Source organism: Streptomyces sp. NPDC005393 (assembly GCF_040606675.1).
Lineage (GTDB): Bacteria > Actinomycetota > Actinomycetes > Streptomycetales > Streptomycetaceae > Streptomyces.
Genome location: NZ_JBEXFG010000005.1, coordinates 92,762 through 106,772, shown reverse-complemented (window position 1 = coordinate 106,772; position 14,011 = coordinate 92,762). Strand labels below are relative to the sequence as shown.

The 14,011-nt window shown below is 71.3% G+C and carries 19 protein-coding genes; all 19 read left to right on the top strand.

Features of this window, described 5'->3' with window-relative positions; translation table 11 throughout:
• Nucleotides 1-15: 15 nt before the first annotated feature.
• The 19 genes from ABZS71_RS07760 (at nucleotide 16) to ABZS71_RS07670 (ending at nucleotide 13,925) form a co-directional block, all read left to right on the top strand.
• Nucleotides 16-189, top strand: a complete 174-nt coding sequence (locus ABZS71_RS07760) for a hypothetical protein (RefSeq protein ID WP_356208273.1) — start codon at nucleotides 16-18, stop codon at nucleotides 187-189.
• Nucleotides 190-261: 72 nt separating this feature from the next.
• Nucleotides 262-933, top strand: coding sequence for a DUF2637 domain-containing protein (locus ABZS71_RS07755; protein ID WP_356208271.1), 672 nt, complete (start codon nucleotides 262-264; stop codon nucleotides 931-933).
• A gap of 20 nt (nucleotides 934-953) precedes the next feature.
• Complete coding sequence (locus ABZS71_RS07750) at nucleotides 954-1,136, top strand: mobile element transfer protein (RefSeq protein ID WP_267050793.1); 183 nt, start codon at nucleotides 954-956, stop codon at nucleotides 1,134-1,136.
• Between the two features lie 16 nt (nucleotides 1,137-1,152).
• On the top strand, nucleotides 1,153-1,428 hold the full coding sequence (locus tag ABZS71_RS07745) for a hypothetical protein (protein ID WP_356208269.1): 276 nt from the start codon (nucleotides 1,153-1,155) through the stop codon (nucleotides 1,426-1,428).
• Between the two features lie 92 nt (nucleotides 1,429-1,520).
• Nucleotides 1,521-1,700 carry a hypothetical protein gene (locus tag ABZS71_RS07740; RefSeq protein ID WP_356208267.1) on the top strand — a complete coding sequence of 60 codons (180 nt, stop codon included), beginning with the start codon at nucleotides 1,521-1,523 and terminating at the stop codon, nucleotides 1,698-1,700.
• Between the two features lie 4 nt (nucleotides 1,701-1,704).
• Nucleotides 1,705-1,962, top strand: a complete 258-nt coding sequence (locus ABZS71_RS07735) for a hypothetical protein (protein ID WP_356208266.1) — start codon at nucleotides 1,705-1,707, stop codon at nucleotides 1,960-1,962.
• A complete protein-coding gene (locus ABZS71_RS07730; protein ID WP_356208264.1) occupies nucleotides 1,940-2,149 on the top strand; it encodes a hypothetical protein in 210 nt (69 codons plus the stop codon). Before ABZS71_RS07735 ends, ABZS71_RS07730 begins: the two co-directional genes overlap by 23 nt.
• A 4-nt stretch (nucleotides 2,150-2,153) precedes the next feature.
• A complete protein-coding gene (gene repSA, locus ABZS71_RS07725; RefSeq protein WP_356208263.1) occupies nucleotides 2,154-3,554 on the top strand; it encodes a replication initiator protein RepSA in 1,401 nt (466 codons plus the stop codon).
• The gene (locus tag ABZS71_RS07720; protein WP_356208261.1) at nucleotides 3,551-3,748 is read left to right on the top strand and encodes a helix-turn-helix domain-containing protein; all 198 of its coding nucleotides are present in this window, start codon (nucleotides 3,551-3,553) and stop codon (nucleotides 3,746-3,748) included. Before repSA ends, ABZS71_RS07720 begins: the two co-directional genes overlap by 4 nt.
• Nucleotides 3,748-5,010: a site-specific integrase gene (locus ABZS71_RS07715; RefSeq protein WP_356208259.1), complete on the top strand. Its 1,263-nt coding sequence runs from the start codon at nucleotides 3,748-3,750 to the stop codon at nucleotides 5,008-5,010. Before ABZS71_RS07720 ends, ABZS71_RS07715 begins: the two co-directional genes overlap by 1 nt.
• 169 nt (nucleotides 5,011-5,179) lie before the next feature.
• Entirely contained in the window at nucleotides 5,180-5,473 is a 294-nt protein-coding gene (locus tag ABZS71_RS07710; RefSeq protein WP_356208258.1) for a hypothetical protein, read from the top strand.
• A 301-nt stretch (nucleotides 5,474-5,774) separates the two neighbouring features.
• Nucleotides 5,775-6,386 (top strand): DUF2617 family protein, encoded by a 612-nt coding sequence (locus ABZS71_RS07705; RefSeq protein WP_356208257.1) that lies wholly within the window; start codon nucleotides 5,775-5,777, stop codon nucleotides 6,384-6,386.
• Between the two features lie 110 nt (nucleotides 6,387-6,496).
• Nucleotides 6,497-8,101 (top strand): polyamine aminopropyltransferase, encoded by a 1,605-nt coding sequence (locus tag ABZS71_RS07700; protein ID WP_356208383.1) that lies wholly within the window; start codon nucleotides 6,497-6,499, stop codon nucleotides 8,099-8,101.
• A gap of 95 nt (nucleotides 8,102-8,196) precedes the next feature.
• On the top strand, nucleotides 8,197-9,018 hold the full coding sequence (locus ABZS71_RS07695; RefSeq protein WP_356208256.1) for an SRPBCC domain-containing protein: 822 nt from the start codon (nucleotides 8,197-8,199) through the stop codon (nucleotides 9,016-9,018).
• Nucleotides 9,019-9,086: 68 nt separating this feature from the next.
• Nucleotides 9,087-9,902 carry an aldose 1-epimerase gene (locus ABZS71_RS07690; protein ID WP_356208255.1) on the top strand — a complete coding sequence of 272 codons (816 nt, stop codon included), beginning with the start codon at nucleotides 9,087-9,089 and terminating at the stop codon, nucleotides 9,900-9,902.
• A gap of 32 nt (nucleotides 9,903-9,934) precedes the next feature.
• Nucleotides 9,935-10,474 (top strand): orotate phosphoribosyltransferase, encoded by a 540-nt coding sequence (gene pyrE / locus ABZS71_RS07685; protein WP_355849989.1) that lies wholly within the window; start codon nucleotides 9,935-9,937, stop codon nucleotides 10,472-10,474.
• Between the two features lie 174 nt (nucleotides 10,475-10,648).
• Nucleotides 10,649-11,671, top strand: coding sequence for a class II fructose-bisphosphate aldolase (gene fbaA, locus ABZS71_RS07680; protein WP_356208254.1), 1,023 nt, complete (start codon nucleotides 10,649-10,651; stop codon nucleotides 11,669-11,671).
• A gap of 139 nt (nucleotides 11,672-11,810) precedes the next feature.
• On the top strand, nucleotides 11,811-13,382 hold the full coding sequence (locus ABZS71_RS07675) for an MFS transporter (RefSeq protein ID WP_356208253.1): 1,572 nt from the start codon (nucleotides 11,811-11,813) through the stop codon (nucleotides 13,380-13,382).
• 129 nt (nucleotides 13,383-13,511) lie between these two features.
• Complete coding sequence (locus tag ABZS71_RS07670) at nucleotides 13,512-13,925, top strand: DUF3151 domain-containing protein (RefSeq protein WP_356208251.1); 414 nt, start codon at nucleotides 13,512-13,514, stop codon at nucleotides 13,923-13,925.
• Nucleotides 13,926-14,011 lie beyond the last annotated feature (86 nt).

Below are 14,011 nucleotides of genomic sequence, written 5' to 3'. Positions count from 1 at the left end.
GAAGGAGATCCCCTCATGGCCGCACGTAAGTCGGCCGCCAAGCCCCGGGGGAAGAAGTGCCCGGACTGCAAGGGCACTGGCGAGATCGCCGAAACCGTACGTGTCGGCGCACGCAAGGGCCGCGCCACCGCCGACCAGCAGGCCGCACTGTGCCTGGCCTGCTTCGGCACCGGTGAAGCCATCGACTGACCTGCCGGGACTGGGCGGCTGGATGCGCTCCCCGCCCCGTCCCTGACTCAACTCCGCGAAGGAGGTGAAGACATGCCCCGCTCCATGCGACCCGATGCCGTCCTTGTTCAGGCTGTGATTGCCGGTGCTCTGTCCTTCGCCCATCTGCACGACCTGGCGGAAGCTGCCGGACAGAGCGGATGGAAGGGATGGGTCTACCCGATCAGCGTCGACCTGCTGATGGTCGCCGCATGGCGTCGGCTGCGCACCGCCCGCCGGGACCGTTCGGCCTGGGTCTGGTTCGTGATCGCCCTGGTGGCCTCACTCGGCGCCAACATCGCCACGGCTGGACTCCTCGACCTCGAACACGTCCCCAACTGGCTGCGCATCCTCGTCGCCGGCTGGCCCGCGCTCGCCTTCCTGGGCGGCACACTCCTCGTCCACGCACCGGACAAGGACACCGCCCCGGCCAAGCCGTCCACAGATCCTGTGGACGATCCCACCGGGTCTGAGGTCGCTGTCCGTCGCGATGACGCACCCGCGCCTGCTCCGGTCCAGGCTCCCGAGCTGCCGGCAGCACTGCCGGAGGCTCCCGCCGTGCCCGCGGTGACTGTTCCGGTCGCCCTGCTGGACCACGCCCGGAAGATCGCCGACTCTCACCGCGCCACGACCGGGACTCCGCTGGACGCGGACGGTCTCCGCTCCCGGCTCGGACTGCCCGGTCCGACGGCCGATGCCATCGCCGCTGAACTCCAACTCCTCTGACGGAAAGCGAGGTTCATCCCATGCGCCCGAATCGCTTCTACGACGTGATCCGTATCGGACCGGTCAAGGTCGGCACGTTCAACAACGGCCGTGGCCAGACCCGCCACACCGCCGCCTGCACCGCCCCGAACTGTGGCTTCTCCACCGAACACGGCAACCGCTCGGCTGCCGAACTCGCCGCCCGTACCCACCGCTGCGACTGACAGGGAGGGCCGAACCGTGCAGATGCCCGAAGACCAGCTCCGCGCCGGTCACATCCCCGCCGACGTCTACCGGCAGATCCCGCCCGGCACCGACGTGCGCAAGGTCGTGATCGTGCAGGAAGCGCCCCGCTCCTACAAGGGCCCGATCGTGCTCACCCTGGTCATCGCTGCCGGCGCCGTGACGGTCCTGCTCGTGCTCGCCTACGTCGTCCAGGTCATCGCCGCCGCTGCCGTCGCAGTCATCTCCGCAAGCGGCGGGATCAGCTACACGATCAGCCGCCGACACAAGTAACGCCCTCCGGGGCGGCCTCAACCGCCAAGTATCCGCCGCCCCGGACGGCCTGAACTCTTCCCGATCTTTCGACCCGAAAGGGCTCGCTCATCATGCCTCAGCACGTCCCGAACACGCCCGTCTGCCCGGACTGCGACGGCTTCGCCACCGCCGCCATCACCACCGGTACCCGCCACCGCGACGGCACCCGCGCCACCCTCCGCGTCACCTGCACGGCCTGCAAGGGCACTGGTCACACCGCCCCCGCCGCCCTCGTCCGTGCCGGGAGGTGACCACGTGAAGAGCCTCACCACCTCGGCCCACATCGAGCCGGACACCCGCTTCCGCGTCACGCCGTTTGCGGACCGCGCCAACCCCTTCGTCAGCCTCCGCATCGAGGGCGAGTTCGTCGAGATCGCGCTGATCGCCGCCTCCGGTACCTCCCAGGCCCTGCGCAACCTCGCCGCCGCAGCGATTGAAGCCGCCGGCGCCCTGGACGCCATGACCACCGACGCGCCGGGAGGTGACCGCCATGTTCCGCAAGCTCCCCGCTGACCTCACCCCGACCGAGGAACGCCCCGGCCTGCACGTCAAGGGCAGCACCCGGTACAGCAGCTCGCAGGGCGACTACCAGTGCGGCGGATGCGGCGCTGAGGACCACGCCAACGGCGACACAGACGTCAAGGCCCTGGTCGACGACTACACCGACAACCACGGCCCCGCCCACTGGAAGGAACGGTGAGCGCGTGACCGACACCGCCACCGCGGCGGGGCTCGACCCGGCCACCCTCAGAGACGTGCTGAGGGTGGTCAACTCGGCCCACTTCGACCGCTGGCAAGACCAGATCCGCCGCACCGGAGGCTGCTCCGACCCGATCCGGCTCGCCGGCGCAACGAAGACCATCGACCCGACCACCAAGACCGTCCTGTACGCCTACAGCACCGAGCACGAGCCCGGCGGCATGCTCCGGATCGCCTGCGGCAACCGCCGCGCCTCCCGCTGCCCGGCCTGCGCCTGGACCTACGCCGGCGACACCTACCACCTCATCCGTGCCGGCCTCGTCGGAGACCCCGACAAGGGCACCCCGCACACCATCCGGGATCACCCCCGCGTCTTCGCCACCCTCACCGCGCCGTCGTTCGGTCCCGTCCACAACCGCCCCGAAAACCGGCCCTGCCGCTGCGGCACCCGCCACACGGAGGACGCGCCCGAACTCGGCACCCCACTCGACCCGGACACCTACGACTACGCGGGCGCCGTGCTGTGGAACAACCACGCATCCGACCTGTGGCGGTACTTCTCGATCTACCTCCGCCGGGAGATCGCAAAGCGGGCCGGCCTCACGCAAAAGGACGCGCGCGAACAGTCCCGCGTCTCCTTCGGCAAGGTCGCTGAGTACCAGAAGCGCGGTGCCGTGCACTTCCATGCGGTGATCCGCTTCGACGGACCAGACGGGCCCGACGACCCGCCGCCGGCCTGGGCGACCCTCGCCCTGCTCGACGACGCTATCCGTGCCGCCGCAGCCCGCGTCCAGGTCGACGTCGACCCAATCGGAGACGAGCCGGCCCGCACACTGCGCTGGGGCACGCAGCTCGACGTCCAGCCGATCGGCTCCTTCGGCCACGGAGAGGAGATCACTGAACAGGCTGTCGCCTCCTACGTCGCCAAGTACGCGACCAAAGCGGCCGAGACCACGGGCACGGTCGACCGTCGGATCGGCAACAAAGAGGCGCTCGTGCTGCTCGACGTGCCCGACCACCCCCGCCGGCTCATCGAAGCGTGCCTTGACCTGCATCCGTTGTACCCGGACCGCAAGCTGCGCGACTGGGCTCACATGCTCGGCTTCCGCGGCCACTTCTCCACCAAGTCCCGCCGCTACTCGACCACCCTCGGCGCCCTCCGACAGGTGAGAGCCGACTACCGCGCCGCCCAACAACGCGCCGCCCTCGGCCTGCCCGACCTCGACGACAACCCGGAGGCAACCACCCTCGTGCTCTCCCACTGGACTTACGCCGGCCACGGCTACACCCCTGGCGAATCCTGGCTCGCCGCCAACATCCGGCGGGACATCCAGCTCAACCGCGAAACCGCACGCGAGGCGCTAGCCGACCTGCCCGACCCGGATGACCGGGAGGTGTGCGCATGAGTTCCCCGTTGCCTGACCACTTCCTGACCCCGGAAGACCTCGTGACGCTTCTGCGCCTGCCCAGCGTCGAGACCGTCTATCAGTGGCGCCGCAAGGGCATCGGACCCCGAGGCTTCCGGGTCGGCCGATACATCCGCTTCGATCCCGAGGACGTACGGGTCTGGGTCGGGTCCCTGATGGAAGGGGCCGCCTGATGGCTGGGCACATCCAAGACCGCTGGTACAAGACCACGACCGGGCCGGACGGCAAGTCAGTCAAGGTTAAGTCCGAGCGCTACGGCACGGGCATGCGCTACCGCGCTCGCTACGTCGGGCCTGATGGCAGTGAGAAGTCCAAGAGCTTTCCCGACGGCAAGAAGCGCATTGCTGAGAAGTGGCTTAGTGCCATCGAGACGGACATGACGCGGGGTCAGTACACCGATCCCAAGTCCATGCAGATCACGTTTCGGCAGTACGCGGAGAAGTGGTTGGACAGCAAGACATCCAGTCCGATCGCCAGGAAGGAGCTTGGCCGGCGCCTGCGGCTGCACGTCTACCCGCTGCTTGGCTCTCGGCCGGTCGGGACCTTCCGGCCGGAGCACATCAGGGAGTTCCTCGTTGCCCTGGAAGCGAAGCCCGGTGTGGGCCCTTCCTACACTCGGAACATCTTCGCGGACGTTCAGTCGGTCCTGTCTGCCGCTGTCGACGACTCGCTGCTGTCGCGCAACCCGTGCAGTGCACGGAGTGTCCGGAGGCCCAAGCCTGCGGCGCATGCCGTGGTCCCGTGGGTTCCTGCCCAGGTGTTCGCCGTTCGGGCGGCCCTTCTGGAGCGGTACAAAGCGATGGTCGATGTCGGCGCCGGATGCGGTCTGCGTCAGGGAGAGGTGTTCGGACTGGCTGAGGATGCCATCGACGTCGATGGGCGCACTCTCCACGTTGTCCGGCAGATCAAGCACGTGGAAGGGCGCCCGGTTTTCGCTCTCCCCAAGGGCGGCAAGAAGCGGGACGTGCCGTTGCCTGGCTCCGTGGCGGAAGCCCTCCGAGCACACATGGACGCCTGCAAGTCCGTGGAGATCACGTTGCCGTGGGACGTGCCAGAGGGGCCGAAGGTGTCCGCTCGGCTGATCTTCACGGCCGAGCAAGGGGGCATGGTGTGGCGAAGCAACTTCAACGGCAAGGAGTGGAAGCCCGCTCTCGCGGTCGCGGGCCTCATCCCGGAAGCGGACGATGACGACAAGTACGAGTCGGCACGCGAGCACGGCATGCACGCCCTCCGGCACTTCTACGCCTCCGCGTTGCTGGATGCCGGCGAGAACATCAAAGCCGTCAGCGAGTACATGGGGCATTCCGATCCGGCGCTGACGCTGCGGGTGTACGCCCATCTGATGCCCGAAAGCCGCGAGCGTGCCCGGCGTGCCATCGACGCCGTGTTTCAGCGCGTCCCTGAGGAAGACCACGGCCCAGAGACGGCCCAATGAGCTTCGGACGGCCCCTGATCTGCCCACCTGTGCAGGTTAGGGGCCTTTTCCTTGGGAGAACCCTCTGAACTTCCTCAACTCCGCTTTTGGCCGTGGCGCGGGCGGGCATGGGTCCCGGGAGATACGACGCGGTACCTCGCTACGGGGGCTGGAAGGAGAGTGAGGACCCATGGGTTTTGTCATTGTCTTCGTTGTGGTGGCGTTCACGGCCGCGGCGCTCGCGGCGCTGGGCGCGGGGCGGGCCAAGGGGCGCGGCGGGCGGCGCGCGAGGTCGTGGGGCGCGGGGTCCAGCGGGGCCGCCGGCGGTAGCTGGTGGGCGGGCGGCGGCGACGGTGGAGGCGGTGGACACCACGGCGGTGGACACCACGGCGGCGGTGGCTGCGGCGGCGGCTCGTCCTGCGGGGGCGGCGGTGGCTGCGGCGGTGGTGGCGGCGGTGGTGGCGGCTGCGGAGGCGGCGGCTGACCGTACGCGGTGCGTCCCAACCGTGCGGCCGCGCCTGACCTTTACCACACAACCCCGCGCCCGGCGCGCCAACGTGCGCCGGGCGCGGGGTTGTTGAACACTTGAACTGGGGAGCGCTCTAGGGGGTGGAAACCCGGCGAAGGTGGGTAAAAACGATGTGGCGCCGAGCAGTTCATGATTCTGTATACCACCACCGACCCTACGGACCCCACGTGGGCACGAGCCGGCGTATCTGTACACCCCTGGTCCACCGCGGGGCGAGCCGGCCCACCTTTCCACTGCGTGCTTGCGGAGCCGACCCATGCTCACGACCCTCAAGACTGCTTACACCGACACCCGCGCCGCCGATCTCGCCTGGTGCCTGGGGCGGGAGCCGCTCCCGGCCCTGGCCGTACTCGACCTGCGACTCCATGGATCCGCTGTGCAGTTGAGGCTTCTCGGGGCCTCGCATCAGGTCCTTCTCGAAGGGGAGGACGGCCGTTGTTCGGAGACCGTGGCCTGTATGTCCGGCAACAGCACCCCGCTTCCGCTGGGGGTTTCCACGCTCGTCGAGGGTCGTGAGTACGAATTCGCGGCGCGCGTCGAGGAGTTGTCCGAAGGGTCGTTCGCCGGGCGGGCCCAGGAGCTGCTCGCCCTGGTCGCCGACCATCCGCACGGTCTGGCGGGCACGTTCCCGGGCAGTCCGCACGCGTTCACGGCGCTGCTCGCGCAGTGGCACGAGGGCACGGTGGGCTGGCGGACCTGGCATGCCTATCCCCAGGAGGGGCGATTGGTCACCACCCGCACCTGTGTGGGGGCCCGGGTGCCGGCGGCGCTCCGTCCGCCGGGCGCGGGCGGGCTGACGTCGGGTGGCTTGGCGCCGGAGGGGCTGGCGCCGGACGGGCTGATGCCCCCTCACATCCCGTGCGCCTAGGGGCTATCTGCCCCTATGAGCGGATGATTCGCTGTACGGATGAACGGCGGGCAATGCACTCGTGTGGGTGACCGGACGTAAGCGATAGGTGACGTAACGTTCCCTTTGTGATCGATTCGCCCACGTCCGCTGTCTCGGGTGCGCCACCGTCGCCGGAGTCCGAACCTGCGGCGCGGCTGCCCGTGCGGGCCGGGCTCGGCCGCTTCGCCGTCCTCGGCACCGTCTTCGTCTGCGCCGCCTGCGGGCTCGTCTACGAGCTCGAACTCGTCGCCCTCGCCTCCTACTTGGCGGGCGACTCGGTCACCCAGGCATCCGTCGTGCTGTCGGTGATGGTCTTCGCCATGGGCGTCGGCTCGCTGCTGGCCAAGCGGCTGCGCTGCCGCGCCGCCGTCGGCTTCGCCGCGGTCGAGGCGGTGCTCGCGCTCGTCGGCGGCTGCTCGGCGATGGCGCTGTACGCGTATTTCGCGTGGTGCGGTCAGTCGCGCTCCGCGCTCGTCGGCTTCTCGCTCGCGATCGGCGTGCTCATCGGGGCCGAGGTGCCGCTGCTGATGACCCTCATCCAGCGGGTGCGGCGGCAGGACGCGGGCGGCGCGGTCGCCGATCTCTTCGCGGCGGACTATGTGGGCGCGCTGGTGGGCGGGCTCGCCTTTCCGTTTCTGCTGCTGCCCGCCTTCGGGCAGCTGACCGGCGCGCTGGTCACGGGCGCGGTCAACGCGGTCGCCGGCGGGGCGCTGGTGCTGTGGCTGTTCCGCCGCGATCTGAGCGCGCGGGCGCGGTGGATGCTGATCGTCGCCAATGCGCTGGTGCTGGCCCTGCTGGCCGCGGGCGCCGTGCTGACCCCCTCCTTCGAGCGGGCCGCCCGGCAGGCCGTCTACGGACCGGGGGTGCGGGTCGCGCTGCGGACCGGCGTCCAGGAGGTGGTGCTGGCGGGCGGCCGGGCGAGCGGCCGGCCGCTCGCCCTCTACCTCGACGGACGGCTGAGCGTCAGCGGGCGCGACGAGGCCCGCTACCACGAGGCGCTGATCCATCCGGCGATGGCCGCCGGACCGCACGGCCGCGTCCTGGTGCTGGGCGGGGGCGACGGGCTCGCGGTCCGCGAGATCCTGCGGTACGCGGGGGTCCGTTCGGTGACCGTCGTCGAGCGCGATCCGGAGGTGGTGCGGCTGGCCCGCCGGGACCCGGATCTGTCCGCGCTCAACGGGGGCGCCTACCGCGATCCGCGGGTGCGGGGGGTGACGGCCGACGCCTTTGACTGGCTGCGCCGGCGCGCGGCGTACGACGTGGTGGTCTGCGATCTGCCCGACCCCTGGCTCACCCCGAGCACCAAGTTCTACTCCCAGGAGTTCTACGGCCTGGCCGAGCGGGTGCTGGCGCCCGGCGGACGGCTCGTGGTGCACGCGGGGCCGCTGAGCCCCCGGCCCCGGGAGTACTGGACGGTGGACGCGACGATGCGCTCCGTCGGGCTGTGGACCGTGCCGTATGTGATCGGCACACGGCGCCCCGGGCCGTCCCCGCCGGGGGCGGGCGCCGCACCGCGCGACTGGGGCTTTCTGCTGGCGTCCCGCACCCCGGTCCGGCTGCGGCTGGCCGAGCACGGTCCACACCCGCGCTCGCTGACGGCCGACGGGCTGCGGGCGGCGCGGCGGGCCGCCGAGCGGCGGCGGGAGACGGGGCTGCCCGCGTCCACGCTGATGCGTCCGCGATACGGGGAGTGACGAGTACGGGCCGATGGGCGAGGGACGCGCCGCGCGGGGCGAAAGTTGCGCGGGAACGGGTCTCAGGCAAGGCGTGGTGGGTAGTGTCTTGAGCTATGGAGCATGAGGTGTTCGTTCCGTTTCCCGTCGGCACCGTACGGCTGGCACTCGCGGAGCCCGACCGCATCGCCCGCTGTGTCCCCGGGCTCCAGCAGGATGCGGAGGAGACGGCGGGTCCGCTCGCCGGGCGGCTGCGGCTGCGCATCGGCGGGTCCACCATCACGTACCGCGGTGCGCTGCGCATCGTCGAGCGCGCCGGCGCCTTCGAGGTCGAGGGCGAGGGGACCGAGGCGCGCGGCAGCGGCTCGGTGAAGCTCGCGCTGACCCTGGTGCCGAAGGCCGTGACCGGCGGTACGGAGCTGGTCTGCTCCGGGACCGTACGCAGCGAGGGGCGGCTGGCCGAGTTCGACGAGCAGGCCGCTCTCACTGTGGCCCGCCGGATGCTGGACCGCTTCGCGGCGGCACTCGCGGCCGGTCTGGAGGCGTCCCCGATCGTGGCGCTCACGGAGGGCGAGGCCCCGCTGCCGACCGAGGCCGAGGCCGAGGACGTGGACGTCGACGACATCGGCGACCTCGATGACGTGGACGCCGTGGAGGCGGTGGAGGACCTGGAGGCCGTCGACGAGACCGGCGGCTTCGGCGACCTCGGCGATCTCGACGACGAGCCCCCGGCCGAGGCCGCGCACGCCCGCCGCACGATGATCGGCCGCTCCACCGAAGAGGTCGACCACGCCCCGCCGCGCGGCCGCTACGCCCCCGTACCGGCGCCCGAGACCATCTCCACCAGCGTCGCGCTGCGCTGGGCCGCGCCCGCCGCGGCCGTGGTGCTCGCCTCCGCCGTCGTGGTCGGCCGTCGCGTACTGCGCCGTCGCCGATGAGCCGTCGCGTCCTTCGCCGTGGCCGATCGGGCGTGTGGTGATGACCCTGTGCGCATAGGGTCGTGGGTGTGACCACCGAAGAGGCAACGGAGACCAAGGGTGTGCGGCTGACGGCCGGTGACGCCGAGCTGATCGTCTCGCCCGAGAACGGCTGCCGCATCGGCTCGCTGCGCATCGGCGGTACGGAGCTGCTGCGGCAGGGCCCGCGGTTCGGGTCGTTCCCGATGGTGCCGTGGTGCGGCCGGGTCGAGCTCGGGCGGTTCCGCAACGGCGGCCGGACCCATCAACTGCCCGTCACCTCCCCGCCGCACGCGATCCACGGGACCGGCCGGGAGGCCGCCTGGCGCCCGGTCAGCACCGGGCCGTCCGCCGCCTCCTTCACCTACGACCTCGCCGACCCCTGGCCGTACGAGGGCCGGGTCACCCAGAGCTTCGAGCTGTCCCCGGACAGCCTCACCGTCACCATGAGCGTGGAGACGGAGGTCGACTCCTTCCCGGCGCAGGCGGGCTGGCATCCGTGGTTTCTGCGGAACCTGGGCGACGGCGGCGCCGATGTCGAGATCGGCTTCACGGCCGAGTGGCAGGAGGAGCGCGGCGAGAACCACCTCCCCACCGGCCATCGGATCCCGCCGCGGCCCGGCCCCTGGGACGACTGCTTCGGCATGCCGGACGGGGTGGATGTCACCCTCACCTGGCCGGGGCGGCTGGAGCTGAAGGTCACCAGCCGGAGTGAATGGGTGGTCATCTACGACGAGCAGGCGGAGGCGGTGTGCGTCGAACCGCAGTCCGGCCCGCCCAACGGCCTCAACAGCACGCCGCGCCTGGTCACCCCCATTGACCCGCTGGAGATCTCCATGACCTGGAGCTGGCGCGGACTGGCGTAGGAGCGGTCCGGACACCGCCTAAGCTCGTTCGCATGAGCGATGCGCGTGACGCCCTGCTGCAGCAGATCAAGGACAAGGCCGTGGTCCACGGCAAGGTGACCCTCTCCTCCGGACGCGAGGCCGACTACTACATCGACCTGCGCCGGATCACCCTGGACGCCGAGGCCGCGCCGCTGGTCGGGCAGGTCATGCTCGACGCCACGGCCGACCTGGAGTACGACGCGGTGGGCGGGCTGACGCTGGGCGCCGACCCGGTGGCCACGTCCATGCTGCACGCGGCCGCCGCGCGCGGGCGCCGGCTCGACGCGTTCGTCGTGCGCAAGGCCCAGAAGACGCACGGTATGCAGCGCCGGATCGAGGGCCCGGACATCACGGGGCGGCGGGTGCTGGTGGTCGAGGACACCTCCACCACGGGCGGCTCACCGCTGACCGCCGTCGAGGCGGCGCGTGAGGCGGGTGCGGAGGTGGTCGCGGTCGCGACCATCGTCGAGCGCGGAGCCGCCCCGGCGATCGCGGAGGCCGGGCTCCGTTACGTACCGGCGTACTCGCTCGCCGATCTCGGCCTGAGCTGACCTGCGAGGATGGGGGTGGGCGGTTTCACGTGAAACCACCCACCCCCGTCCGTGTGGTCCCGGCGTGCGCCGGGTGGAGCAATCGGCCGAGTCTGGGAAGATGGCCCGGACGATGATGTCGCCCCCCTAGGTCAGGGCCAAGAACCTCACCCGCACATCACAAGGAGCGGACAGATGCCCATCGCATCCCCTGAGATCTACAACGAGATGCTCGACCGGGCGAAGGCAGGCAAGTTCGCCTACCCCGCGATCAACGTAACCTCGACGCAGACTCTGCACGCCGCCATGCGTGGCTTCGCCGAGGCGGAGAGCGACGGCATCGTCCAGATCTCCACCGGTGGTGCCGAGTTCCTGGGTGGCCAGTACAAGAAGGACATGGTGACCGGCGCGGTCGCGCTCGCCGAGTTCGCGCACGTGGTCGCCAAGAAGTACCCGGTCAACATCGCGCTGCACACCGACCACTGCCCCAAGGACAAGCTGGACGGCTATGTCCGTCCGCTGCTGAAGATCTCCCAGGAGCGGGTGGCGGCCGGGCAGAACCCGCTGTTCCAGTCCCACATGTGGGACGGCTCCGCCGAGAAGCTCGACGAAAACCTCCGCATCGCGCAGGAGCTGCTCGCCGAGGCAGTCAAGGCGAAGATCATCCTTGAGGTCGAGATCACCCCGACCGGCGGCGAGGAGGACGGCATCTCGCACGAGATCAACGACGAGCTGTACACGACCGTCGCGGACGTCGAGCGCACCGTCGAGGCCCTCGGCCTGGGCGAAAGGGGCCGCTACCTGCTGGCCGCGTCCTTCGGCAACGTCCACGGCGTCTACAAGCCGGGCAACGTCGTGCTCCGCCCGGACCTGCTGCGTGAGATCCAGGACGGCATCGCCGCGAAGTACGGCAAGCCCGAGCCGCTCGACTTCGTCTTCCACGGCGGCTCCGGCTCCACGGAGGAGGAGATCCGCGTCGCGCTGGAGAACGGCGTCGTGAAGATGAACCTCGACACCGACACCCAGTACGCCTTCACCCGCCCGATCGCGGACCACATGTTCCGCAACTACGACGGGGTGCTGAAGGTCGACGGCGACGTCGGCAACAAGAAGCACTACGACCCGCGCAGCTGGGGCAAGCTGGCCGAGAAGGGCATGGCCGAGCGCGTCACCAAGGCGTGTGCGGACCTGCGCTCCACCGGCACCAAGCTGAAGTAATACGGCGCGCTTCCCGGGCCCGGTGGCTCGCCCTCTCGGCGGGTCGCCGGGCCCGGCCCGTTTCCGCACCCGCCGGGCTCCGCCCGGAACCCGGTCGGTCTGGCTGGACCCGCGCGGGCGGCGCGGGGATGATCCAGGTATGGGCGACTCCACGCCGGGAGCGGGGCGCGCTCCCGGCGACGGCACGGCGGTGCGCCTGTCCGCACCCGCCGGGCGCTGGGTCGTGCTCACCACCGTGCTGGGGTCGGCCATGGCGCTGCTCGACAGCACCGTCGTCAATGTCGCGCTGCCGCGCATCGGACTCGACCTGGGCGCCGATCTGGCCGTACTGCAGTGGACCGTCAACGCCTACATGCTCACCCTGGCCGGGCTGATCCTGCTCGGCGGGGCGCTCGGGGACCGGTTCGGGCGGCGGCGGGTGTTCATCGTGGGGGTGGTGTGGTTCGCCCTCGCCTCGCTGCTGTGCGGGATGGCGCCGAACGCCGCGGTGCTCATCGGTGCCCGTGCGCTCCAGGGCATCGGCGGGGCGCTGCTCACCCCCGGCTCGCTCGCGCTGATCCAGTCGGTCATCCACCCCGACGACCGGGCGCGGGCGGTCGGGCTGTGGTCCGGGTTCGGCGGGGTGGGGGCGGCGATCGGGCCGTTCCTGGGCGGCTGGCTGGTGGACGGACCCGGCTGGCGCTGGGTGTTCTTCCTCAATGTGCCGATCGCGGCGGTGTGCGTGCCGGTCGCTTTGCGCCATGTACCGGAGACCCGCGATCCGCGGGCGCGCGGCCGGTTCGACGTCCTGGGCGCCGCGCTGGGCGCGCTGGCGCTCGGTCTGGTGACGTATGCGCTGATCGCCGCGGAGCAGCGGGGCGCCTCGCCCGCCGTGGTGGTACCGGCCGTCCTCGGGCTGCTGCTGGGCGTGGCCTTCGTCTCCGCGGAGCGCAGGCGCCCCGAACCGATGCTGCCGCTCACCATCTTCTCCTCGCGGCAGTTCAGCGCCGTCAACGCGGTGACCCTGTGCGTCTACGCGGCCTTCGGCGGCTTCTTCTTCCTGACCGTGCTGGACCTCCAGGTGGTCGTGGGCTACTCCGCGCTCGCCGCCGGCACCGCGCTGCTGCCGACCACCGTGCTGATGCTGCTGCTGTCGGCCCGCTCGGGGGAGCTGGGCAAGCGGATCGGGCCGCGCCTCCCGCTGACCGTCGGGCCGCTGCTGTGCGCGGCCGGGATGCTGCTGATGACGCGGGCGGGGGCGGGGGCGGTCTACTGGCGGGACATCCTGCCCGGGCTGCTGGTGATGGGCCTGGGCATGGTGGTGCTGGTCGCGCCGCTCACCGCGACCGTACTGGCCTCGGTGGACGTCGGCCGCGCGGGCCTGGCCAGCGGCATCAACAACGCGGCGGCACGGGCGGCCGGCCTGGTCGCGGTGGCGGCGCTGCCGCTGCTGGCGGGGATGGGAGCGGAGGCGTACCGGTCCGCGGACCGCTTCTCGGAATCCTTCCGGCGGGCGATGCCGATCTGTGCGGGGGTGCTGGTGGTGGGCGCGCTCATCGCCTGGCGCACGGTGCGGTCCGATGTGCTGAAGCAGACGGGGGCGGAGGCTCCGGAGGCCGAGGAGGGAGCGGCGGAACGGCCCAAGGAGCGCCCCTGCCGCCCCGAGTGCGCCTACCACTGCGGCGTATCCGCACCACCCCTGGACCCGGGCGAGCGCCCGAAACGCGGCTGACGCGCCCGCGGCCGGGCGGGCGCGCGCCCAGAGGGCACGATCCGGTGCTCGCCACCGCGCCCCGGATCGACCGGCCCGTCGTGCCCGGGGCGTGTCGGGCAGGCGGCCGGACCAGGCAGACTGGAGACCATGGCCATTCACGAGAACCTGCTCGGGGGACCGCCCCCGACCTATCTGCCCGACGACCCGGAGCCCCGGGAGCTGCTCGCCTCCGGTGCGGCTCCCTCCGAGGTCGCCGCGAAGTACCCGGTCTCCTCGCTCGCCTGGGCACAGCTCGCCGACGAGGCGTTCGAGGCCCGCCGGGTGGTCGAGTCGTACGCGTACGCCCGCACCGGCTACCACCGCGGACTCGACGCCCTGCGTCGCAGCGGCTGGAAGGGCCACGGCCCGGTGCCCTTCGAGCACGAGCCGAACCGCGGCTTCCTGCGCGCCCTGCACGCGCTGGCGCGCGCCGCGCAGTCGATCGGTGAGCAGGAGGAGTACGAGCGCTGCTCGACCTTCCTGCGCGACAGCTCGCCGACGGCGGCGGACACGCTCTCCTGAGCCGTAGCGGCGGTAGCGGCCGTAGCGGGCCATAGCGGGCCTTGGCGGCTGAGGGGCCTGTGGGGGTGTCGTCACACTCCCACAGG

Excerpts from the sequence above, each read along its gene's own strand:
- ABZS71_RS07720 (WP_356208261.1), top strand. The coding sequence starts at position 3,551 with ATGAGTTCCCCGTTGCCTGACCACTTCCTGACCCCGGAAGACCTCGTG.
- ABZS71_RS07730 (WP_356208264.1), top strand. The coding sequence starts at position 1,940 with ATGTTCCGCAAGCTCCCCGCTGACCTCACCCCGACCGAGGAACGCCCC.
- ABZS71_RS07715 (WP_356208259.1), top strand. The coding sequence starts at position 3,748 with ATGGCTGGGCACATCCAAGACCGCTGGTACAAGACCACGACCGGGCCG.
- ABZS71_RS07695 (WP_356208256.1), top strand. The coding sequence starts at position 8,197 with ATGGAGCATGAGGTGTTCGTTCCGTTTCCCGTCGGCACCGTACGGCTG.
- ABZS71_RS07755 (WP_356208271.1), top strand. The coding sequence starts at position 262 with ATGCCCCGCTCCATGCGACCCGATGCCGTCCTTGTTCAGGCTGTGATT.
- ABZS71_RS07675 (WP_356208253.1), top strand. The coding sequence starts at position 11,811 with ATGGGCGACTCCACGCCGGGAGCGGGGCGCGCTCCCGGCGACGGCACG.
- ABZS71_RS07750 (WP_267050793.1), top strand. The coding sequence starts at position 954 with ATGCGCCCGAATCGCTTCTACGACGTGATCCGTATCGGACCGGTCAAG.
- ABZS71_RS07705 (WP_356208257.1), top strand. The coding sequence starts at position 5,775 with ATGCTCACGACCCTCAAGACTGCTTACACCGACACCCGCGCCGCCGAT.
- ABZS71_RS07710 (WP_356208258.1), top strand. The coding sequence starts at position 5,180 with ATGGGTTTTGTCATTGTCTTCGTTGTGGTGGCGTTCACGGCCGCGGCG.
- ABZS71_RS07740 (WP_356208267.1), top strand. The coding sequence starts at position 1,521 with ATGCCTCAGCACGTCCCGAACACGCCCGTCTGCCCGGACTGCGACGGC.
- ABZS71_RS07670 (WP_356208251.1), top strand. The coding sequence starts at position 13,512 with ATGGCCATTCACGAGAACCTGCTCGGGGGACCGCCCCCGACCTATCTG.
- fbaA (WP_356208254.1), top strand. The coding sequence starts at position 10,649 with ATGCCCATCGCATCCCCTGAGATCTACAACGAGATGCTCGACCGGGCG.
- ABZS71_RS07760 (WP_356208273.1), top strand. The coding sequence starts at position 16 with ATGGCCGCACGTAAGTCGGCCGCCAAGCCCCGGGGGAAGAAGTGCCCG.
- pyrE (WP_355849989.1), top strand. The coding sequence starts at position 9,935 with ATGAGCGATGCGCGTGACGCCCTGCTGCAGCAGATCAAGGACAAGGCC.